The organism is Mycobacterium sp. (assembly GCF_965277065.1).
GTDB lineage: Bacteria > Actinomycetota > Actinomycetes > Mycobacteriales > Mycobacteriaceae > Mycobacterium.
In genome coordinates this window covers 1-21,662 of record NZ_CBDIBT010000002.1, presented here as the reverse complement: position 1 = coordinate 21,662, position 21,662 = coordinate 1, and the positions used below count along the sequence as shown (strand labels likewise).

The 21,662-nt window shown below is 67.6% G+C and carries 20 protein-coding genes and 2 riboswitches; of the genes, 15 read left to right on the top strand and 5 right to left on the bottom strand.

Features of this window, described 5'->3' with window-relative positions:
- Position 1: 1 nt before the first annotated feature.
- From ACQY5A_RS00170 to cobM, 4 genes are read left to right on the top strand one after another with little or no spacing between them, the layout of a single operon-like run.
- Positions 2-892 carry a nitrite reductase gene (locus ACQY5A_RS00170; protein ID WP_428338337.1) on the top strand — a complete coding sequence of 297 codons (891 nt, stop codon included), beginning with the start codon at positions 2-4 and terminating at the stop codon, positions 890-892.
- Complete coding sequence (locus ACQY5A_RS00165; RefSeq protein ID WP_428338336.1) at positions 889-1,563, top strand: precorrin-8X methylmutase; 675 nt, start codon at positions 889-891, stop codon at positions 1,561-1,563. Before ACQY5A_RS00170 ends, ACQY5A_RS00165 begins: the two co-directional genes overlap by 4 nt.
- Positions 1,560-3,077, top strand: a complete 1,518-nt coding sequence (locus ACQY5A_RS00160) for a precorrin-2 C(20)-methyltransferase (protein WP_428338335.1) — start codon at positions 1,560-1,562, stop codon at positions 3,075-3,077. Before ACQY5A_RS00165 ends, ACQY5A_RS00160 begins: the two co-directional genes overlap by 4 nt.
- Positions 3,074-3,832: a precorrin-4 C(11)-methyltransferase gene (cobM, locus tag ACQY5A_RS00155; RefSeq protein WP_428338334.1), complete on the top strand. Its 759-nt coding sequence runs from the start codon at positions 3,074-3,076 to the stop codon at positions 3,830-3,832. The genes ACQY5A_RS00160 and cobM overlap by 4 nt, the downstream gene beginning before the upstream one ends.
- A 2-nt stretch (positions 3,833-3,834) precedes the next feature.
- Here the strand turns inward: cobM and cbiE are convergent, their stop codons facing one another.
- The gene (gene cbiE / locus ACQY5A_RS00150; protein WP_428338333.1) at positions 3,835-5,049 is read right to left on the bottom strand and encodes a precorrin-6y C5,15-methyltransferase (decarboxylating) subunit CbiE; all 1,215 of its coding nucleotides are present in this window, start codon (positions 5,047-5,049) and stop codon (positions 3,835-3,837) included.
- A 10-nt stretch (positions 5,050-5,059) separates the two neighbouring features.
- A riboswitch (cobalamin riboswitch) is annotated at positions 5,060-5,230 on the top strand.
- A gap of 100 nt (positions 5,231-5,330) precedes the next feature.
- Between cbiE and ACQY5A_RS00145 the strand changes: the two genes are divergently transcribed.
- The 5 genes from ACQY5A_RS00145 to ACQY5A_RS00125 all read left to right on the top strand — a co-directional run bounded on the left by ACQY5A_RS00145 (position 5,331) and on the right by ACQY5A_RS00125 (position 10,224).
- Entirely contained in the window at positions 5,331-7,229 is a 1,899-nt protein-coding gene (locus tag ACQY5A_RS00145; protein WP_428338358.1) for a VWA domain-containing protein, read from the top strand.
- Positions 7,229-7,843, top strand: coding sequence for a cob(I)yrinic acid a,c-diamide adenosyltransferase (gene cobO, locus ACQY5A_RS00140; protein ID WP_428338332.1), 615 nt, complete (start codon positions 7,229-7,231; stop codon positions 7,841-7,843). Before ACQY5A_RS00145 ends, cobO begins: the two co-directional genes overlap by 1 nt.
- Positions 7,837-9,237, top strand: a complete 1,401-nt coding sequence (locus tag ACQY5A_RS00135) for a cobyrinate a,c-diamide synthase (protein ID WP_428338331.1) — start codon at positions 7,837-7,839, stop codon at positions 9,235-9,237. The genes cobO and ACQY5A_RS00135 overlap by 7 nt, the downstream gene beginning before the upstream one ends.
- Positions 9,238-9,460: 223 nt before the next feature.
- Positions 9,461-9,709 (top strand): DUF1778 domain-containing protein, encoded by a 249-nt coding sequence (locus ACQY5A_RS00130; protein ID WP_428338330.1) that lies wholly within the window; start codon positions 9,461-9,463, stop codon positions 9,707-9,709.
- Entirely contained in the window at positions 9,706-10,224 is a 519-nt protein-coding gene (locus ACQY5A_RS00125; RefSeq protein ID WP_428338329.1) for a GNAT family N-acetyltransferase, read from the top strand. Before ACQY5A_RS00130 ends, ACQY5A_RS00125 begins: the two co-directional genes overlap by 4 nt.
- A gap of 91 nt (positions 10,225-10,315) precedes the next feature.
- Here the strand turns inward: ACQY5A_RS00125 and ACQY5A_RS00120 are convergent, their stop codons facing one another.
- From ACQY5A_RS00120 to ACQY5A_RS00110, 3 genes are read right to left on the bottom strand one after another with little or no spacing between them, the layout of a single operon-like run.
- Entirely contained in the window at positions 10,316-11,068 is a 753-nt protein-coding gene (locus ACQY5A_RS00120; protein WP_428338328.1) for a cobalt-precorrin-6A reductase, read from the bottom strand.
- Positions 11,068-11,835 (bottom strand): precorrin-6A synthase (deacetylating), encoded by a 768-nt coding sequence (gene cobF / locus ACQY5A_RS00115; RefSeq protein ID WP_428338327.1) that lies wholly within the window; start codon positions 11,833-11,835, stop codon positions 11,068-11,070. Before cobF ends, ACQY5A_RS00120 begins: the two co-directional genes overlap by 1 nt.
- Positions 11,828-15,427, bottom strand: coding sequence for a cobaltochelatase subunit CobN (locus tag ACQY5A_RS00110; RefSeq protein ID WP_428338326.1), 3,600 nt, complete (start codon positions 15,425-15,427; stop codon positions 11,828-11,830). Before ACQY5A_RS00110 ends, cobF begins: the two co-directional genes overlap by 8 nt.
- A gap of 29 nt (positions 15,428-15,456) precedes the next feature.
- Positions 15,457-15,579, bottom strand: a riboswitch (cobalamin riboswitch).
- Positions 15,580-15,599: 20 nt separating this feature from the next.
- Here ACQY5A_RS00110 and ACQY5A_RS00105 point away from each other — a divergent pair.
- The 6 genes from ACQY5A_RS00105 to ACQY5A_RS00080 all read left to right on the top strand — a co-directional run bounded on the left by ACQY5A_RS00105 (position 15,600) and on the right by ACQY5A_RS00080 (position 20,071).
- The gene (locus ACQY5A_RS00105; RefSeq protein WP_428338325.1) at positions 15,600-15,794 is read left to right on the top strand and encodes a hypothetical protein; all 195 of its coding nucleotides are present in this window, start codon (positions 15,600-15,602) and stop codon (positions 15,792-15,794) included.
- A gap of 143 nt (positions 15,795-15,937) precedes the next feature.
- Positions 15,938-16,030 (top strand): Ms4533A family Cys-rich leader peptide, encoded by a 93-nt coding sequence (locus tag ACQY5A_RS00100; protein WP_350355740.1) that lies wholly within the window; start codon positions 15,938-15,940, stop codon positions 16,028-16,030.
- Between the two features lie 146 nt (positions 16,031-16,176).
- A complete protein-coding gene (locus tag ACQY5A_RS00095) occupies positions 16,177-17,148 on the top strand; it encodes a sulfate ABC transporter substrate-binding protein (RefSeq protein ID WP_428338357.1) in 972 nt (323 codons plus the stop codon).
- Positions 17,145-18,005: a sulfate ABC transporter permease subunit CysT gene (gene cysT / locus ACQY5A_RS00090; protein WP_428338324.1), complete on the top strand. Its 861-nt coding sequence runs from the start codon at positions 17,145-17,147 to the stop codon at positions 18,003-18,005. Before ACQY5A_RS00095 ends, cysT begins: the two co-directional genes overlap by 4 nt.
- A gap of 61 nt (positions 18,006-18,066) precedes the next feature.
- Positions 18,067-18,885: a sulfate ABC transporter permease subunit CysW gene (gene cysW / locus ACQY5A_RS00085; RefSeq protein ID WP_428338323.1), complete on the top strand. Its 819-nt coding sequence runs from the start codon at positions 18,067-18,069 to the stop codon at positions 18,883-18,885.
- Positions 18,886-19,006: 121 nt separating this feature from the next.
- Positions 19,007-20,071 (top strand): sulfate/molybdate ABC transporter ATP-binding protein, encoded by a 1,065-nt coding sequence (locus ACQY5A_RS00080; RefSeq protein ID WP_428338322.1) that lies wholly within the window; start codon positions 19,007-19,009, stop codon positions 20,069-20,071.
- A 544-nt stretch (positions 20,072-20,615) separates the two neighbouring features.
- Here the strand turns inward: ACQY5A_RS00080 and ACQY5A_RS00075 are convergent.
- Entirely contained in the window at positions 20,616-21,257 is a 642-nt protein-coding gene (locus ACQY5A_RS00075; RefSeq protein WP_428338321.1) for a hypothetical protein, read from the bottom strand.
- Positions 21,258-21,662 lie beyond the last annotated feature (405 nt).

Genomic DNA, 21,662 nt, shown 5'->3' with positions numbered 1-21,662 from the left:
CATGACCCCGGACACTCGCACACGGACCGACATGTGCCCCGGTGTGTGGCGACCGTGGCAGGCCGACGATGGGATGCTGATCCGCATCCGGCTGATGGGTGGCCTCCTGCCCACGACAGCGCTGCACCGACTGGCCAAGGTCAGCCGGGATCACGCCGACGGTCGCATCTATCTCACCCGGCGGGCGAATCTGCAATTGCGTGGGCTGCCGGGCGACGGACCGCAACTGACCGCGGCCGCCGCGGCGGCAATCGAGTCGACCGGTCTGATCCCCACGCGCACACACGAACTCGTGCGCAACGTACTCGCCTCACCGCAGACGGGCCGGGCGGCGGGTGGCCGCACCGATCTGCGACCGGTGATCGATCGCCTCGACTCGCTGCTGTGTTCCGATCCTGACCTTGGCCGGCTGCCGGGGCGTTTCCTGTTCACGCTCGACGACGGTCGTGGCGATCTGCTCGACCGGCTCACCGGAGCCGGCAAGCGTGGCACCGACCTGGGTTGCGTGGCGCTCGGCGACGACGTGGCTCAGATGCGCGTCGGCGACCACTGGGGAGCGGTCGCTCCGGTGGATGAGATCGCCGGCCGGCTGGCCGATCTGGCGTCGCAGTTCCTCGACGCCCGAGGCACCGGTACCGAGGCGGCGTGGCACATTCGCGAGCTCACCCGGACGCTGCAACCTCCCGTCGCCGCCGACCCTCGGATCCCGGCTCCGGCCCCGCCGCTGCCGTATGGCCCGGTGCCCGGTGGCAGCCACGTGCCGGCCGGGGACGGCGCCCTCACTCCGGAGCTCATTCAGTCGATACTCGAACAAGCAACCGACACAACCTATGTCGTCGTCACGCCCTGGCGCGGCATTCTCGTCCCGAACACCCCGGAGGTATCCGAGTGACCCAGACGAGCGATGCCCGCCGGCCGACCCGGCGCTACGACTACATCGCCGAAGGCCCCGCCATCTATGCTTACTCGTTCGCCACCATCCGCCGCGAGGCCGACCTGTCCAGCGTCCCGGCGGACGCGGAAAAACTGGCAGTCCGGATGATCCACGGCACCGGGCAGCCGAACCTGGTCGAGGACTTGGTGATTCACCCCGCGCTGGCGTCCGCCGCACGTTCCGCGCTGCGATCCGGCGCACCGATCCTCTGTGATGCCCGCATGGTCGCCACCGGTATCACCGCCGGTCGGCTCCCGGCCGCCAACGAGGTGCACTGCTTCCTGAACGACCCAGGCGTGCCGGAGTTGGCGAAGCAATGGAACACCACCCGCACGGCGGCCGCGGTCTCGTTGTGGGAGCCGTTGCTCGACGGCGCGGTCGTCGCGATCGGCAACGCGCCCACCGCACTGTTCCATCTCTTGGAGATGCTGATCGACGGGGCGCCACGACCCGCCGCGATTGTGGGCTGCCCTGTAGGATTCATCGGGGCCGCGGAATCCAAGGAGGCGCTCGCCTCGTTGTCCCGCGACCATGGCATCGACGTCCCGTTCGTGACGGTGCGGGGGCGGCGCGGCGGGTCGGCGATCACCTCGTCGGCCATCAACGCGCTGGCTTCGGAGGCAGAGTGACAGCCGGTCGGTTCTACGGAATCGGCTTGGGTCCAGGGGATCCCGAACTGATCACCCTGAAGGCGGCACGCATCATCGCCGGATCCGACGTCATTGCCTACCACGCGGGCGTCAACAAACAGTCCTACGCGCGGACCATCGCGGCGGAACTGATTCCGGCGGATGCCATCGAAGAGGAACTGCGCTACCCACTGACCACCGGGACCACGGATCACGCGCAAGGATACGCCGGCGCGCTGGCCGAGTTCTACGAGGAATCGGCTGCCAGACTCGCCGCGCACCTGGAAGCCGGTCGCACCGTTTCGCTGCTCGCCGAAGGGGATCCGCTGTTCTACGGCTCGTTCATGTACATGCACGACCGGCTCAGCACCCGCTTCGCTACCGAAGTCATCCCCGGCATACCGGCGTTCACTGCCGCGACGGCAGCCGTCGCCTCCCCGCTGGTCCGCCAGACCGACGTGTTGACTGTGCTACCCGGAACCCTGCCGGAAGCCGAACTCGCCCGCCGCCTGGCTGACACCGATGGCGCGATCATCATGAAACTCGGCCGGACGTTTCCGGCCGTGCGTCGCGCGCTCGCCGCGGCCGGGCGGCTCGATCACGCCATGTACGTCGAGCGGGCCAGTCACCCACAGCAGCGCTGGATGCCGGTGGCCGAAGTCGACGAGGCAAGCGTGCCGTATCTGTCGCTGATCGTGGTCAACGGCGATTCGATCAATGGTCCGCGGTCCCGCATCATGGTCGAAGAACCCAGTCCCGCAACAGTATCTACCGGGACCGGTATCGCCGAGCTGCTCGTGATCGGGTTGGGGCCTGGGCCGGATGGCTGGCTGACGCCGGAGGCGGCGACCGCGCTGTCCGAAGTGCAGCACGTGGTCGGCTACGGGCCGTACGTGGCGCGGGTGCCGCAGCGAGAAGGCCTGCAGCGGCACGTATCCGGCAACACCGTCGAAGTCGACCGCGCGCGGTTCGCGCTCGGCCTCGCGCTGCGTGGGGAGTCCGTCGCCGTCGTCTCCGGTGGCGACGCGGGGGTGTTCGGGATGGCCTCGGCGGTGTTCGAGGCCGCCGACGACGAGCGCTTCGCCGAGGTACCGATTCGCGTGCTGCCCGGCGTGTCGGCCGTGCACGCCGTCGCCGCACTGGCCGGCGCCCCGCTGGGCGCCGACTTCGCCGTGATGAGTTTGTCGGACCGGCTCAAGCCGTGGTCGGTGATGGAGAGGAGACTGCGCGCCATCGCCGACGCCGATCTCATCCTGGCGATCTACAACCCGGCCTCGCGAGCCCGGCCCGGCCAGATCAAGCTGGCCCGCGAGATCTTGCTCGAACACCGTCCCGCCGAGACTGTGGTTGTCATCGGACGTGACGTCGGGCGGGTCGAGGAATCGCTGATCGTGACGACGCTGGGTAGCCTCGACACTGACGCCATCGACATGAAAAGCCTTGTCCTGGTTGGAGCGTCGAGTACCCGCGCGACGGCCTCCGGCCGGGTGTGGACGCCGCGGTGGGTACGATGAACGCCGTCCAGTTCGTCGGCGCCGGACCGGGTGCGGCTGATCTGCTGACCGTCCGGGCGATCCGGCTGCTCGAAGTGGCCGACACCGTCCTGTACCCGGGCAGCTACCTCGATGCCGATATGCTGGAAAGCTGTTCTTCGGCAGCTGATTTGGTCGACACCCAGAATCTGAACCTCGACGAGATCCTCGCCCATATCGTCGAGGCGCACAGCGCCGGCCGACGGGTCGTGCGTCTGGTATCGGGCGACCCATCGCTGTACAGCGCCGTGTCGGAGCAGACCCGGCGACTCGACGCGGCCGGCGTGCCCTGGCAGATCACGCCGGGGGTGCCGTCCTACGCCGCCGCAGCCGCCCGAGTCGGTCGCGAGCTCACCGTTCCGCTGGTCGCACAGTCCGTGGTGTTGACCCGGACCCAGGCGCGTTCCACCGCGATGCCGGAATCCGAGTCGCTGGCGGCTTTTGCGGCGACCCGCGCAACCCTGGTGCTGCACTTGGCCATTACCGCCATCCGCACGCTGATGGATGAGCTGGTACCGGCACACGGCCAGGACTGTCCGGTCGTCGTGGTGTACCGGGCGTCTCAGCCCGAGGAGTTGATTCTTCGCGGCACCGTCGCTGACATCGCCGACCAGGTCGAGGCGGCCAAACTGCGCCAAGCCGCGGTGATTCTGGTGGGCGAAGCGCTCGGTGCGGATCCGCGCGCGGGGGAGAGTCATCTCTACGACCCGCAGCGCGATCGATCGGCCAGCCGGTGAGATCAGCCCGGCAGCTTGGTGAACGCCCACTGGGTCACCGCGCGCGCCGGAGTCCAGCCGGTGAACGACCCGACCGGCGCGGCATGTTCGACATGGATGCGAGTGAGTTCACCCCCGTGCTCGGCGTACGCCGCGGCGAGCACCGCCTCGGTCTCCACGGTCACGCCGTGCACGACGAGCCGCCCGCCGCCGCGCAACCCCTCGAGGCATCGCCGCACCACCCCGGGACGGCTCGCGCCGCCACCGACGAAAACGGCATCGGGAGTGGCCAAGTCGCTCAGGGCTTCCGGCGCCGACCCGCAGACGACGTGCAGTGCGGGCACACCCAGCGACCGGGCGTTGCGGCCGATTCGTTCGGCGCGAACCGGGTCAACTTCCACCGCGACGGCTCGACACAAGGGGTGAGCGCGCATCCACTCGATGCCCACCGAACCCGCGCCGGCGCCGACGTCCCACAACAGCTGACCCGGCGCGGGCAGCAGCCGAGCCAGCGCCGCGGCGCGCAGATCCCGTTTGGTGAGTTGGCCGTCGTGCTCGAAGGCATCGTCGGTCAGGCCGGTCGCCCACCCCGCGAGCAGCGGCCCGTTCAGTTGCAGTGCAACAATGTTCAGCCGCGGCGACGCACCCGAGAATTCGCCGGCTGTGGTGTCCTCGACCGTCTCGTCGTCGCTGCCGAGGCCACCGAGCACCACGAATCGGCTCGGCCCGTATCCGCGCGCGACAAGCAGATCAGCAAGGGCCGCAGGCGTTTTCTCATTGGACGACAGCACCAGGACCCGGCGCCCGGGGGCCAGCTCCCGCAGAGCCGCATGCACGTCGCGGCCCACCACGCTGACCACCGCGGTGGATTCCGCGGACCAGCCGAGCCGCGCCCGCGCGAGCGTCTCCGAGGACAGATGCGGGATGACCGTGACCTGGCCGGCGCCCAAGATGTCGACCAGCGTGGTCCCGATTCCGCTCAGCATCGGGTCGCCGGAGGCCAGCGCGACCACCTGCCGACCCGCGAATCGCGTCAACAGCTCCGGCAACGCCGCACTCAACGGAGACGGCCACGTCTGGTGGACCTGACCATCCGCGACGGGCACCAGCGCCAGCTGACGCGGCCCACCCAGCACGACTTCGGCCGAGCCGATAATCGCCCGCGCGGCCGGCGTCAGCCCGTCCCAGCCGTCGGCGCCGACGCCGACGACAGTTACCCGCAGGTCGGAGGTCGACACGGCGGCGATGCTAGCGTAAGGGCCGCGAGGCACCCCGCGAACAGGCGTAATCGGTTCGTCGGGGCAACGAGGGAAGCCGGTGGGACTCCGGCACAGGCCCGCTACGGTGTTCCGTCGCGCCGCCCGGTCAACGGGCGCACGAACGGTCAGTCCGAATACCGGCCTCGCGTGCCAGAGTTGGCAACCACGAGCGGAGCCTCACTGTGACCTCGACCGGTCAGCTGTACCCGTTTCCCGCCGTCCTGGGCGGCGATCCCGACGCGCCCGGCGGCCTCGACGACATGGCGCTGGCGCTCGTTCTCAGCGTCATCGACCCTGGCATCGGTGGCGTGCTCGTGCGCGGCGAGAAGGGCACCGCGAAATCCACTCTGGTGCGTGCCCTCACTCAGATCCTGCCTCCCATCGACGTCGTCGCCGGTGACCGCTTCTCCACCGACCCGGCCGAGCCCAACCCGGCCTCGCCCGACGGAGCCTTCGGGCCAGACACACCCGTACAGACCCGACCCGTGCGCCTGGTGGAGCTTCCGGTTGGAGCCACCGAGGATCGCGTCGCAGGATCCATCGACCTCAAACAGGCGCTGGCCGACGGCGCTGTGCACTTCGAACCGGGCCTGCTGGCCAAGGCACACCGCGGAATCCTCTACGTCGACGAGGTCAATCTCCTGCACGATCACCTGGTCGATCTGCTTCTCGATGCGGCCGCAATGGGCACCGTCACCGTCGAACGCGACGGCATATCGGTCACCCACGCGGCGAGGTTCGTGCTGGTCGGCACGATGAATCCCGAAGAGGGCGAGCTGCGTCCGCAACTACTCGACCGCTTCGGCCTGGCCGTCGAGGTCGCCGCGCCGCAGGACCCGGCGCAACGCGCCGACGTCGTGCGTCGGCGCCTGCAGTTCGACGCCGACCCGCAGGCGTTCTGCGCGCGTTACGCGAATGCCGAAGAGCGACTTCGCGATCGGATCCAGCACGCCCAAACCATCCTGGCCCGAATCGAACTCACCGATGCGGCGCTGCTCCGGATCGCCGAAGTCTGCTCAGCGGCCGGTGTCGACGGCATGCGAGCCGACATCGTCATGGCGCGGGCAGCCGCCGCCCACGCCGCCTGGCACGACCGCGACCACCCGAACATCAACGATCTGCGGGCCGCCGCCAAACTTGCACTGCCACATCGCCGTCGGCGCAACCCGTTCGACGCACCCGGACTCGACGACGACGAACTCGACGAGCTGTTGCCGCCCGACACCGATCAAGAACCCGACCCCGATCCCGACGACCCGGGTGGCGGACACGACACCGACGACACCCCGGACATCGTCCCGCCGATTTCCGGCGACCAGCAGAATCCGACGTCCACCCCGCCGGTCGGTGCCGGTGAGCCCTACCGGACAAAGCTTTTCACGGTTCGCGGAGTGGGGGACGGCCACGCCGGCCGTCGCAGCCGCGCCCGGACGACGACGGGTCGACGCACCGGGGCCACCCCGTTGTCCGACGCGGGCATCCATCTCGTCGAGACCGTGCGGGCCGCGGCGCCTCATCAGGTCGCTCGCGGGCGCATCGGTGGTCGACTGCTGCTGCGGCCCACCGACCTGCGCCGCGCGGTCCGCGAGGGACGCGAGGCCAACCTGGTGGTGTTCGTCGTCGACACCTCCGGGTCGATGGCCGCGCGGGAACGGATGCATCAGGTCAAGACGGCCATCCTGTCGCTGCTGCTCGATGCCTACCGGCGACGTGACCGGGTCGGCGTCGTCACCTTCCGCGACCGGACGGCGGAGATCGCCCTTCCCCCAACCGGTTCGATCGACATCGCGGCCAAGCGGCTCGACGACCTGCCGGCGGGTGGGCGGACGCCGCTCGCCGAGGGGCTGATGAAGGCGGCCGAGGTGGTGCGGCGCGAGCGGCTGCGCGATCCCAGTCGGCGGCCGCTGCTCGTCGTCGTCACCGACGGTCGCGCGACCGCCGGCGCGGATGCCGTCGGCCGGGCCCAGCAGGCCGCGGCGTATCTGGCGAACGAAGGTATCGGCAGCATCGTCGTCGACTGCGAAAGTGGCCGGATGCGAATGGGTCTGGCCGCGCACTTGGCTGAGCATCTGCATGCCGAGCATGTGCCGCTCGCGCATGTGAACGCTCAGGCGCTGGCCGACATCGTTCGCGGCGCAACAGCTCCGGGAGCGGCCTGATGCCGCAGGGTCAGGTATCCGTCGTGCCCGACGACCAGCTCACCACCCGCCAGCGCCGCAACCGGCCACTGCTGATGGTGCATACCGGCGACGGCAAGGGAAAGTCCACCGCCGCTTTCGGATTGGCGCTGCGTGGCTGGAACCAGGGATTCCGGATCGGGGTGTTCCAGTTCGTCAAGTCGGCCAAGTGGCGCATCGGCGAGCAGACCGTGCTCGAGCGTCTTGGCGCGCTGCACACCGAAACCGGTGAAGGCGGCCCGGTCGAATGGCACAAGATGGGGTCGGGCTGGTCGTGGAGCCGCAAGGCCGGCAGCGACGTCGACCACGCGCAGGAGGCCGCGGCCGGTTGGGCCGAGATCAAACGGCGTCTCGCCGCCGAGACCCACGACCTCTACGTGCTCGACGAATTCACCTACCCGATCGGCTGGGGCTGGGTCGACATCGACGATGTCGTCGACACGCTGGCCGGCAGGCCAGGTCACCAGCACGTCGTCATCACCGGCCGAAAGGCTGACCCGCGACTGATCGAGATCGCCGACCTGGTGACCGAGATGACCAACGTGAAGCACCCGATGGACGCCGGCCAGAAAGGCCAGCGAGGCATCGAGTGGTAGCCACCGCGATTCCCCGCATCGTCGTCGCGGCCCCGGCATCCGGTCATGGAAAGACCACTGTTGCAACGGGATTGATGGCCGCCCTGGCCGCACGCGGCCTGTCGGTATCCGGCCACAAGGTCGGGCCGGACTTCATCGACCCCGGATACCACGCCCTGGCCACCGGCCGGCCGGGACGCAACCTGGACCCGTTCCTGGTCGGCGAGCACCGCGTCGTCCCGCTGCTGCTGCACGGCGCACGGTCTGCTGACGTCGCGGTGATCGAAGGTGCGATGGGGCTTTTCGACGGCCGGCTGGGTACCGCCGGGGAAGCATCGACCGCCCACGTCGCCGTGCTGACGGCGTCACCGGTGCTGCTGGTCGTCGACATTTCGCACGCGTCGCGAACGCACGCGGCGGTGATCGCCGGATTGGCGGCCTTCGACACCGGAGTCCGCATCGCGGGCGTGATCCTCAACAAGGCGGGCAGCGTGCGACACGCCGACGAGGTTCGAGACGCGCTGGGCCCGAGCGGCATTCCGGTTCTCGGAGTCCTACCCCGCGACGACGGCATCGAGACGCCGTCACGTCACCTGGGTCTGGTGCCCGCCGCCGAGCGCGCCGAGTCCGCGCACACCCTCGAGCGGATGGCGGACGTGATCGCCGCACATGTCGATATCGACGCGGTGCTGGATATCGCTCGCGGTGCCGCGGAGCTGCACGAGTCGCCGTGGGATCCGACCCGGGACGTCGCCCCGCCCACCCCGGCCCGCCCGGTCGTCGCGATGGCCGGTGGGCGGGCGTTCACCTTCCGCTACGCCGAAACCGAAGAACTGCTGCGTGCCGCCGGATGCGACGTGGCCGAATTCGACCCGCTGGTCGATGTGACCCTGCCCGCCGGCACCGCCGGCATCTATCTCGGTGGCGGCTTCCCCGAGGTGCACGCCGCCGAGCTCGCCGAGAACCGTTGCCTGATGGCCGAATTGAAATCGGCCATCGCCGCAGGCGTCCCGACCGTCGCCGAGTGCGCCGGGCTGCTGTACCTGTGCCGGTCGCTCGACGGCACACCGATGGTCGGCGCGGTGCCGGCCGATGCGGCGATGACACCGAAGCTCACCCTTGGCTACCGAACCGCCGTCAGCTCGGCGGATTCCGTGCTCGCCGAAAAGGGCCTCACGGTCAACGGGCACGAGTTCCACCGCACGAAAACTAGTGCGCTCGAAGGCCACCCGGCGTGGCAGCTACCCGCGGGCCCCGAAGGCTTCGCCACCGCGACACTGCACGCCGCCTACCTGCACACGCATTGGGCCGGCCAGCCCGCGTTGGCGCAACGATTCGCCCACGCCGTCCACGGGTGCGAAAGGATACAGACGCCGCGTCCACGGATCGTTGGTCTCGGTCACCGGCCGCCCTGAACGACGAGACGAAGGCCGGCGTCGATCACGTTGAGACCAAGGAGATCTCGGTGGCGGCTGTGCCACCGGTATCGAGGCTGTGAACCCGTGGGATGCCTCTCGCTAAACGAAGGTTCACAGGGCGGAATTCAACTGTTGGTCATCGACGCAACTTGGCCGTACACTGGACGTACGAGTTCAGGAGTTAGCTATGGATCACGAGTTGCGCCGCAGAAATCGACGGATGGACTTGCGCACGACGATAGAGGAACGAGAGTTGATCGACCGCGCCGTGTGCGCTAGCGGAACCGATCTCACGGACTTCGTCATCACCCACGCATCCGACGCTGCGCGCCGGCTACTCGCTGACCGAGACCACTTCCAACTTGACCCGTTGGCTCTCAAACAGTGGGAAGACGTCAACGCCCAGCCTTCCCGCGACCTGCCAGGGCTGCGCAGACTGATGGAACGCCCCACGCCATTCACCGAGTGAGGCAATATCGCCCACCCGAACTGCTGGGCGACCATCACGACCTGACCGAATTCCAGAGCCGCTCAACGGAGCAGACCCAGTGGCTACGCCGGTACGCCCGCCAGTCAGCCGCAGTCGGTACGACGCGAGTCTTTGTCGTCACCGAGCACCACAGCCAACGAGTCGTCGCCTATTACGCCTGGTGCATGGCCCAACTCGACACGGACGTCGCCCCGGGTCGGGCGCGCAAGGGTGCCGGTCGCTATCCCCAACCGGTAGCCCTCCTCGCTCGGCTCGGCGTGGACATCGACCACGAGCGCGCGGGCCTTGCGGCCGGCATGCTGCAAGACATCTTCGCCCGGCTCACCGAACTCTCTGACGACATTGGTTGCCGAGGCCTGCTCGTCCACGCCGAATCCGCTGACGCCCGCAATTTCTACAGACATCTCGTACCCGAGTTCGAGCCAAGTCCTACCGACGAACTTCACCTCATGCTCCTGACGAAAGACATCCGACGCACCCTCCCGGCCGATTGAATCGCCTCGAGCTGCCAAGCTGATAATCGAAGGGTTACTGGTGTCGGCGTTCGACGATTCTCGGACATGTGCCCTACCAGTGGCACTCGGACTAGGGAACTGGCCTCGACGAGTCACGTTGCGCGGCTAGCCATTCGATGACGTCGTCGACGCCGGACACCACCGGCACCCCGGGTGGACCGGCCGGCCGGCGCACGATCACGACCGGTATTCCCAAGTCGTCGGCGGCCTGCATCTTCGGCCAGGTGTACTCGCCGCCGGAGTCCTTGGTGACCAACACATCCGCCCGATGCTCGCGCAGCAGCGCCAACTCCCCAGGCAGCGCGTAGGGCCCGCGATCGTGGACCAGCCGCCACGCCGGCGGCAACGCGAAGTCTGGCTCGTCGACCACGCGTGCCAGCACCGCCGACTCAGCGAGGGCCCCGATGAAGGCCCCCAGCTGCTGGCGGCCGACGGTCAGCAACGGCCGGGTGCCCAGTCGCAGCACCTGCTCGGCCGCGTCGCGGTGCGAACTCACCCAATGCCACGACGGCCGTGCGCGGTCGGCCCAGCCGGGACGCTGCACGCGCAACAGCGGAACTCCTTCGTCGGCGCAGGCGTGCACGGCGTTGCCCGAGATCGTCGCCGAGAAGGGATGCGTGGCGTCGACCACGGTATCGAAGTCCGCCAGCGCCTTTCGCAACCCCTCGACACCGCCGAATCCGCCGATGCGCACCGTCCCCACGGGCATTCGCGGTCGCGAGACCCGCCCGGCCAGTGAGCTCGTCACGTCGACCCCGTCGGCGACCAGCCGCGCGGCGAGCGCGCGGGCTTCCGCTGTCCCGCCCAGCAGCAGCACCCGCATCAGGGCCGCCGCAACAGATAGATGTCCATCACCCAACCGGTTTCGGCGCGCGCCTGCTCGCGGGCGTCGGCGATCTGCCCGGCGACCTCGCCGAGTCGTCCCGAGATCAGCCGCTCGCCGACAGCGCCGAGATTGGCGGCCCACCACACCGACCAGTCGTCCAGGCCGGTGAGGTCGAGCCGGTCCGGCGGCGGGTTGAGCATCATGAGGATGTTGTCCTGCCCGGCAGCGACGGCGTCCTGCAGCATGCGCGCGGTGCTGATGTGCACTGATCGGCCGACCTCGTGCAACACGATGCGGTGTCGCGCGGCGAGCAGCTGTGGAGCACTGATTCCCGGCAGCACGTCGAATTCGAGTGGGACACCGAGCTGCTGAATCTTCTCGACGACGCGGATGGTCGAGTCGTACAACGAGGGGTCACCCAGCACCAGGAACGCCGCAGTGCCGCCGCGCCTCCTCAGCACGTCGGCGTAGGCGGCGGCCCGGGCGCGATGCCAGTCGGCCACCGCACGCGGGTAGCTGGCGGTACCCAGATCCGTGGCACGGTCCCGCTGCGGATCACGCACGGGCACAACGTCTACCGAGCCGTCGGTGTGCGCCTCGACGATCGCGCGCCGCAGCGCCAGCAACCCGTCGTCGTCGGCGTCAGAACCCTTGTCGGCGGCGAGCACGTAGTCGACCGACCGCAGCGCCTCGGCGACCTCCGGCGTGACCTGCTGAGGGCCCATGCCGACCCCCAGGATGCGGACCCGGACCGGATCAGGCACCGGCGCGGCCCTCGATGTCGCCTTCCACCTCCAAATAGGCCTGCCGCAGCGCGGCCAGTGTCTCCGGCGACGGGTCGGCCCACAGGCCCCGGTCGGCGGCCTCCTGCAGGCGCTCGACCATGCCGTGCAACGCCCACGGGTTCGACTGGTTGAGAAACTCCCGGGTCTGCGGGTCGAGAACGTAAGACTCGGCGAGCTTTTCGTACATCCAGTCGTGCACGACGCCTGCGGTGGCGTCGAAGCCGAAGAGGTAGTCGACGGTGGCGGCCAGTTCGAAGGCGCCCTTGTACCCGTGCCTGCGCATCGCCGAGATCCAGCGCGGGTTGACCACCCGGGCGCGGAACACCCGTGCGGTCTCCTCGGCCAGTGTGCGGGTGCGCACCGCGTCGGGGGTGGTCGAATCACCCACGTACGCCTTGGGATCGGACCCGGTCAACGCCCGCACGGTCGCGATCATGCCGCCGTGATACTGGAAGTAGTCGTCGCTGTCGGCGATGTCGTGTTCGCGGGTGTCGATGTTCTTGGCCGCCACCTTGATTCGCTTGTAGTTGGTGCGCATGTCATCTGCGGCGGCGCTGCCGTCCAGCCCGCGCCCGTAGGCGAATCCGCCCCAGGCGGTGTAGACCTCGGCCAGGTCCTTGTCGTCGCGCCAGGTCCCGGCTTCGACGACCTGCAGGATGCCCGCGCCATAGGACCCCGGCTTGGATCCGAAAACCCTTGTGGTGGCGCGGCGTTCGTCACCGTGGTCGGCGAGGTCGGCGCGCGCGTGCGCCGCCACGTAGTTGTCCTCATCCGGCTCGTCGAGCAGCGCCACCATTCCCACCGCATCGTCGAGCATCATCACCACGTGCGGGAAGGCGTCGCGGAAGAACCCGGAGATGCGGATGGTCACGTCGATGCGCGGCCGCCCGAGTTCCTCGAGCGGGATCACCTCCAACCGGCTCACCCGCCGGGAAGCCTCGTCCCAGTCCGGCCGAACGCCCAACAGCGCCAGCACTTCCGCGATGTCGTCGCCGGACGTGCGCATCGCGCTGGTGCCCCACACCGACAATCCGACCGACCCCGGGTAGGTGCCGGTGTCGTCGAGGTAGCGCTGCAGCAGCGACTCCGCCATCGCCTGCCCGGTCTGCCAGGCCAGCCGCGACGGCACCGCGCGCGGGTCGACGGTGTAGAAGTTGCGACCGGTGGGCAACACGTTCACCAGACCGCGCAGCGGCGAACCGGACGGCCCGGGCCGCACGAAACCGCCATCCAGAGCACACATCACCGCGTCGATCTCACCCGCGGTGCCGGCCAGACGCGGCACCACTTCGGTGGCCGCGAACCGCAGCGACGCTTGCACATCCGGTGCGTCGTGCAGGTCAGCGACGGCGCGCGCGTCCCATCCGCCGGCCTCCATCGCCTCGACCAACGCACGCGCCTGGTTCTCGACGTCGTCGACCGTGGTGAGCTCGGCGCCCTCCTTCAAACCGAGGGCGGTGCGCAATCCGGGGACGGCGTGGTCTTGGCCACCCCACACCTGGGCGGCGCGCAGGATCGCCAGCACCAGGTTGACCCGCGCCGCTCCGGTCGGCGCTTCGCCCAACACGTGCAGGCCGTCGCGGATTTGGGCGTCCTTGATCTCGCACAGCCACCCGTCGACGTGCAGCAGGAAGTCGTCGAACACTTCGTCGTCGGGCCGGTCGTCGAGCCCCAGATCGCGATGCATCTCCGCGGCCCGCATCAGGTTCCAGATCTCGCCGCGGATGGCCGGCAGCTTGGCCGGATCCATCGCCGCGATGTTGCCGTATTCGTCCAGGAGTTGCTCGAGTCGTGCGATGTCGCCGTAGCTTTCGGCGCGGGCCATCGGCGGGATCAGGTGGTCGACGATGGTGGCGTGTGCGCGCCGCTTCGCCTGCGCGCCCTCGCCGGGGTCGTTGACCAGGAACGGGTAGATCAGCGGCAGGTTTCCCAGCACGGCGTCGGTGGCGCACGCCGCGGACAGCGCGGCGTTCTTGCCCGGCAGCCATTCCATCGAGCCGTGCTTGCCGAGATGCACCACCGCGTGGGCGCCGAAGCCGTGCTCCAGCCATCGGTAGGCCGCCAGGTAGTGGTGGCTGGCCGGCAGGTCCGGGTCGTGGTAGATCGCCACCGGGTTCTCCCCGAATCCGCGCGGCGGCTGGATCATCAGCACGACGTTGCCCGCCCGCAACGCCGCGACCACGAGATCGCCGTCCCCGTTGACGAACAGTCGGCCCGGCGCCGGGCCCCACGCCTGCGCCATCGCACCGCGTAGTTCAGCGGGAAGGGCGGCGGTCCATTCGGCGTATTGAGCCGGGCTGACCTTCACCTGCGCACCGGCGACCTGATCGCTGGTGAGCCACTGCTCGTCCTGGCCGCCCGCGTCGATCAGCGTGTGCATCAACCGGTCGCCGGCCTGGGTGTCGTCCTCGATGCCGAGCACACCGAATCCGTCGCCGACGTCGTAGCCGTCCTCGGCGAGACGCCGCAACAGCCGCACCGTGGACGCCGGGGTATCGAGGCCGACGGCGTTACCGACGCGAGAATGCTTGGTGGGATAGGCCGACAGCACCAAGGCCAGCTTTTTGTCGGCGTTGGGCACCCGACGCAGCAGCGCGTGGTTGACCGCGATGGCGGCAACCCGCGCGCAGCGCTCCGCGTCGGCCACGTAGTGGGGGAGTCCGTCGCTGTCGACTTCTTTGAAGGAATACGGCGCTGTGATGATGCGCCCGTCGAACTCGGGGATCGCGATCTGCGTCGCCGAGTCGAGCGGGGTGACGCCGTCGTCGCTGGCCTCCCATTCCTCACGCGAGGATGTCAGGCAAAGCCCCTGCAGCACCGGGATGTTCATTGCGGCGATCCGCTCGATGTCCCACGACGAGTCGTCTTCGCCCGCACCGGCCGACGCCGCCTTCGACCCGCCGGCCGCCAGCATGCTGACGACGACGGCATCCAGATCGCCCAAGGCGCCGAACAATTCGTCGGGCGCGCTGCGCAGCGAGGACGCGAATATCGGGACGCCGACCGCGACGCCGGTGGCATCGATCGCATCGGCAAGAGCGTGGGCGAAACCGGAGTTGCCGCTGACCTCGTGGGCCCGGTAGTACAGCACGCCGATCCGCGTCTTTGCGCTCACGTCGGCGGGCCGCTCGGCGTACCCCCACTCCGGAATCACCACCGGCTCGTCGAATCCGTGACCGGTGAGCAGCACGGTGTCGCACAGAAAAGCATGCAGCTGAGCGAGATTGGTCGGGCCGCCTTCGGCGAGGTATGAGTGTGCTTGCGCGGCAAGCCCGATCGGGACCGTCGAACACTCCATCAGTTCGGCGCTCGGCGCGCGTTCCCCGCCGAGCACGATCAGGGGTAAACCGGCGGCCCGCAAAGTGGCGAGTTCGTCGGCGACCTCCGCCGAGGAGCCGAGCACCCGGAGGACCACGACCTCCGCGTCGCCGAGAACGTCCTCGATCGGTTGGCGCGCCGGGTTACCCAAGCGGTATGCCGCAAGCGACGCGCGCGCCGACAGCAGGTCGGTATCCGACGTGGACAGCAAGGCGATGCGGTGGACACGCTGCGGTGTGTCGACGGTATTCACTCAGGTCCTCCCCGGGGTTCTCGCCCCGTCGAGTGGAGTGCCTCGCGACCAGTGTCTGGCTCGGGCCGACGGCTGCACACCGAGGCCCTCACAGTGGCGGAACCGCCCCGGGCTTTCACCGGATTCCTGTCGCCACGAGACGTGCGCGGATCAGCTTAGTAGGGTGAGCGCGATGAACGCGATTCTCAGCTGGTGGGACGGCGTCGAGCTGTGGCTGTCCGGGCTGGCGTTCGTTTTCCAGACGATCGTGGTGATGCCGGTCGTGCTGGCGTTGGCTTACGTGGTCGCGGCGGGAATGGACGGGGCGCTGGGCCGCGGTATCGAGGTGCTGCGCCGACTCCGGCACATCGACAGCGAGGCCGGATGAGCCGAAACACCGGCATGCCGCAATCGCGGGTCACGCTGATCCTGATCGCGCTGGTTGTGCTGGTCATCGTCGCCTGGTTCCTGACCCGCTGACCTGCAACGGCTGCTGCGGCGGGCCGGATCGATTCTGTTACGCTTTCGCCCATGCACGCAGCGTCCGGCAGTACCGAGTGCCACGTCTTGGCGCTCATTGCCGTGGGCGATTGCGCCGTCGCTGACGTGCATTGTTGTCGCTGACTTTCTGCCCGCGCGCCGAAACTCGTTTTCCTTCGCAACGGATCCGTCAGACGCCACGCTCACTTCCGAAAGGTCGACCATTGTTCGACGACAGCAAAAATCCCGTGAGGTGGCGGCACGCGGTCGCGCTGACGCTCGCCGCGGGCATGATCGCGGCGTGCCACGGGGGCGCCAGCGATGTCGTCGGGGGTGGTGGCCCGTCCGGAGCGAACACGAGCATCACGCTGGTCGCCTATTCGGTACCTGAGCCCGGCTGGAGCAAGTTGATCCCGGCGTTCAACGCCTCACCGGAGGGCAAGGGTATCCAGGTGATCGCCTCTTACGGCGCCTCGGGTGACCAGTCCCGCGGTGTCGTCGACGGCAAGCCCGCCGACATCGTCAACTTTTCGGTCGAGCCCGACATCACCCGGCTGGTCAAGGCGGGCAAGGTCTCCAAAGACTGGGACAAGGACGCGACCAAGGGCATCCCGTTCGGGTCGATCGTGACCTTGGTAGTGCGGCCGGGCAATCCCAAGAACATCAAGGACTGGGATGACTTGCTACGTCCCGATGTAGAGGTCGTGACACCCAGCCCGTTGAGCTCCGGTTCGGCGAAGTGGAACCTGCTCGCGCCCTATGTGGTCAAGAGCGGCGGCGGCCACGACCCGAAGGCGGGCCTTGACTACATCCACAAGTTGGTCGGCCAGCACGTCAAACTGCGCCCCGGATCGGGACGCGAAGCCACCGACGTGTTCGTCCAGGGCAGCGGCGACGTGCTGATCAGTTACGAGAACGAGGCGATCGCGACCGAGCGACAGGGAAAGCCGATCACTCACATCAACCCGCCGCAGACCATCAAGATCGAGAACCCGGTGGCGGTGGTGACCACCAGCCCCCACCTGAACGCCGCGGTCGCGTTCAAGAACTTCCAGTATACGGCGGATGCCCAAAAGGTCTGGGCGGCTGCGGGATTCCGCCCGGTCGACCCCGCCGTCGCGACCCAGGTGCGTGACCAATTCCCGGCACCGGAAAAGCTGTGGACGCTCGCCGATCTCGGTGGCTGGCCGTCGGTGGACACCGATCTGTTCGACAAGAAATCGGGCAGCATCACCAAGATCTACACACAGGCCACCGGATGACGACGGCGATCACGCGCGAGATAACCGGCCGCGCCGGCGGCGGTAAACCGCGGGGCCGCAACAAGCTGGCCAACAACGGCACCTCGCTGCGGGTGGGCGTCTCCGTCGTCTGGCTCTCGGTGATCGTGTTGCTGCCGCTGGCCGCCATCTTCTGGCAGTCCGTTGGCGGGGGCTGGCAGGCCTTCTGGCTCGCAGTCACTTCGAATGCGGCGTTGGAGTCGTTCCGGGTGACGCTGACGATCTCTGCAGGCGTCACCGTGCTCAACATGTTCTTCGGACTGTTGATCGCCTGGGTTCTGGTGCGCGACGACTTCCCGGGCAAGCGGGTGGTCGATGTCCTCATCGACCTGCCATTCGCCTTGCCTACGATCGTGGCCAGCCTGGTGATGTTGGCCCTCTACGGGAATCACAGTCCGGTCGGCCTGCACCTGCAGCACACCGGGTGGGGTGTGGGTGTGGCGTTGGCCTTCGTCACGTTGCCGTTCGTGGTGCGGGCCGTGCAGCCGGTGCTGCTCGAGATCGACCACGAGACCGAAGAAGCGGCCGCGTCGCTCGGTGCCAACAACGCGACGATCTTCACCACCGTCGTGCTGCCGTCGCTGACCCCGGTTCTGTTGACCGGTGCCGGCTTGACGTTTGCCCGGGCCATCGGCGAGTTCGGTTCGGTGGTGCTGATCGGCGGCGCGGTGCCCGGTAAGACCGAAGTGTCCTCGCAGTGGATCCGTAGCTTGATCGAGAACGACGACCGCACCGGGGCGGCTGCGATATCTATTGTGCTGCTGGCGATCTCGTTCGTCGTGCTCTTCGTGCTCCGTACGCTCGGATCGCGCGCGGCCAAGCGTGAGGAGTTGGCGTGACACCGCCGGCGACGATCGACAGGGCAGTGCGATCCGAGAAGGGCAGGAGGAGCGGCGGAATATGACCTTGTCGCCTGCGGTGCGCTATCTGCTTCGTTTTCTGGCCCTGGCTTATGTGTCGGTGCTGCTCGTCGTCCCGGTGGGGCTGATCCTGTGGCGCACCTTCGAGCCCGGTATCAGTCAATTCTTCGACTGGGTCAGCACGCCGGCGGCGATTTCCGCGCTGAACTTGTCGGTGCTGGTGGTGGCGATCGTGGTGCCACTGAACGTCATTTTCGGAATCCCGACCGCATTGATGCTCGCGCGCAACCGGTTCCGCGGCAAGGGGGTGTTGCAGGCGATCATCGACCTGCCGTTCGCGGTGTCGCCGGTGGTGGTCGGCGTGGCGTTGATCGTGCTGTGGGGCTCGGCGGGGCTGCTCGGCTTCGTCGAGAGAGACTTCGGCTTCAAGATCATCTTCGGCTTGCCGGGCATCGTGCTCGCCAGCATTTTCGCGACGCTGCCTTTCGTCGTGCGCGAGGTCGAGCCGGTGCTGCACGAGATCGGCAACGATCAGGAGCAGGCCGCCGCGACGCTGGGTTCGAATTGGTGGCAGACGTTTTGGCGGATCACCCTGCCGTCGATTCGATGGGGCTTGACCTACGGGGTTGTGCTGACCATCGCGCGCACACTCGGTGAATACGGCGCGGTGATCATGGTGTCGTCCAACCTGCCGGGGCAATCGCAGACGCTGACGCTGTTGGTGTCCGACCGCTATAACCGGGGTGCCGAGTATGGCGCGTACGCACTTTCGACGCTGCTGATGGCGGTGTCGGTACTGGTTCTGATCGTTCAGGTGATTCTCGATGCTCGCCGCAACCGGGCAGCCAAGCAGGTATGACAGGGAGGAGTGGCGCTAAATGCGCGTCAACGACGATGCAGAGCGAAGCGATGAGGAGGAGTGGCGCTAAATGCGCGTCAACGACGATGCAGAGCGAAGCGATGAGGAGGAGTGGCGCTAAATGACCGACAACGCAATCACAGTGCGGGGCGCCCACAAACGTTACGGCGACTTCGCCGCGCTGGACAACGTCGATTTCGATGTGCCAGAAGGATCTTTGACGGCACTGCTCGGGCCCAGCGGGTCAGGTAAATCGACCCTGCTGCGTGCCATCGCCGGACTCGACCAGCCGGACAGCGGGACGATCACGATCGGTGGTCGCGACGTCACTACCATCGCGCCGCAACGGCGTGGAATCGGTTTCGTGTTCCAGCATTACGCGGCCTTCAAGCACCTGACCGTTCGTGACAACGTGGGCTTCGGCCTGAAGATCAGGCGGAGGCCGAAGGCCGAGATCACCGAGAAGGTCGATCATTTGCTCGAGGTGGTGGGCCTCAGCGGATTCCAGACCCGTTACCCCAGTCAGCTTTCCGGCGGTCAGCGCCAGCGCATGGCGTTGGCGCGCGCGCTCGCGGTCGATCCGCAGGTGCTGCTCCTCGACGAACCTTTCGGCGCCCTCGACGCAAAAGTCCGCGACGATCTGCGGGCCTGGTTGCGCCGCTTGCACGACGAGGTGCACGTCACCACCGTCCTGGTCACCCACGATCAAGCCGAGGCGCTGGACGTGGCGGATCGGATCGCCGTGCTCAAAGACGGGCGCATCGAACAGGTTGGATCACCGAGCGAGGTCTACGACACCCCGGCCAACCCGTTTGTGATGTCGTTCCTCGGTGCGGTCTCGTCGCTGAACGGGATTCTTGTTCGCCCACACGACATCCGGGTGGGCCGCAATCCCGACATGGCGATCGCGACCGGCGACGCCACCGCCCAGGCCACCGGTGTGGTCCGTGCGACCATCGATCGCGTGGTCGCACTGGGCTTCGAGGTGCGCATCGAGTTGACCAACGCTGCCACCGGCGGACCGTTCATCGCCCAGATCACCCGCGGTGACGCCGAGGCACTCGGCTTGAAGCGGGGCGACACCGTCTATGTTCGTGCCACCCGGGTACCGACACTCCCCGAGAATCCGTTGGCGCCCAATGACACTGATGTCGACGCGGAGCCCGCGAGGGCCGAAGCACGCTGACCATCGGCTCGATGGCGAGACGCGCCCGGCGGACCGTCATTGGCAGCGCTAGCAGCTGTTGTTTCGCCGCATCACGCCTGGATGCCGCCCGGCCCGAGGAAATCGCTCATAGTGGCGCCGAGAGGCCGAGCCAAGATTAATGCCCACCCAGAACAGGTGCTCAGCGATTGCGGGGCAACATTGCATGCTCCTGGCGACTTCGATGTGTCGATGCAATCCGTCGTGCGGTCCTGCGTGAGTTGATCGGCGATCACGAAGGACTCGTCGCTGTGCCGATGTCCAGAGCCTGCCGCTCCGGCGTTGGCCTACAAGGCGTTTGTTCAGCGCACCTACCAGCTGCGCAGCACACGCACCGTCGTCGATAGCGTCTGCGTCGCCCTCGCCGAGAGCCTCGCTGCGCCGCTGATCACGTGTGACGGACTACTCGCTCAATCCCAGGGCCACAGCGCGGAATCGAACTTATCGCCTGATCAGCGTTCCCAGCGTTCGCGGCCAAGCCGCGTTGCAGGTTGGCATACGCGTGGTGCCAGGCGGGCGCGTCTGTTTATAGCCCGAACAGGTTGGCCAGCGACGCCGGCTCGACGGTGGTGATCCCGTCGCCAAAAGCATTCGCGGTGAGGCCGTCGCCGAAGACGGCGGCGAGATCGTTGCTACCGGTTGAGCCAGGGATCTCAAATTGGCCGGCAAAAGCATTGCTGCTGTTGCCGAAGACGGCGGCGAGGTCATTGTTGCCGACGGAGGCTTGGGCAACGCTGCTGTCGCCGAAGACGGCGGCGAAGTCGTTGTTGCCGTCCCCGGAAAAAGCACTGCCGACATTACCGATGTTGCCGAAGTAGCTGGCGAAGTCGTTGTTGCCTTGAATGGCATTAGCAAATCCGTTGTCGCCGGTGATGGCGATGTCGTTGTTGCCTTCAAAACCGGCTAATGCAGCGCCGTTGGCACCGGCGATGGCGATGTCTTGGTTGCCAGTATTGCCAGCGATACTAAGGCTGTTGACGCCGTCGGCGAAGGCAAAATCGCTGACACCGGTGGCCTGGGCAAAGCTGTTGGCGCCGTAGCCGCTGGCGAAGTCGTAGAGGCCGCCGGTGGCACTGGCGTAGCTACCGGCACCGTCGGCGAACGCAAAATCGAAGTTCCCGGCAGTGCCCGAGTCGGCGACTGCGCTACCAGTCGTGAACAGGTTCATCCCGTCGAACGAGATAGCAAAAATTGGTCGGATCGAATGGCGCTGATGGGTCGGCGAGGGCGGCCCCAGCCGCCGCGTCGACCGCTTCCCCGACCGATGGGTCAGCGGAGGCAGTCCCCGCCGTCACGACCACCGTCGCCCCGATGCCCAGCCCTAGCGCCAGCCCCCCGACGCAACCGAGATACCTAGCAGATCCCATCAAGTTTCCTTTCTCATTGGCCGCACCCTGCCGGACACGGACGTCCCCACCAGTCCCGACCACCAATATTTCTGAGAATACGGCAATTTCACGGTATCCGCTCAGCAGAAATTTAGGCCTCGCTCAGATTTCTAAGGTTGGTGCGCTCGAGGGCGCGAGCCGTGTTGTGGCCGATTTGTTTCACATGTCTAATAATGCTTCTACGC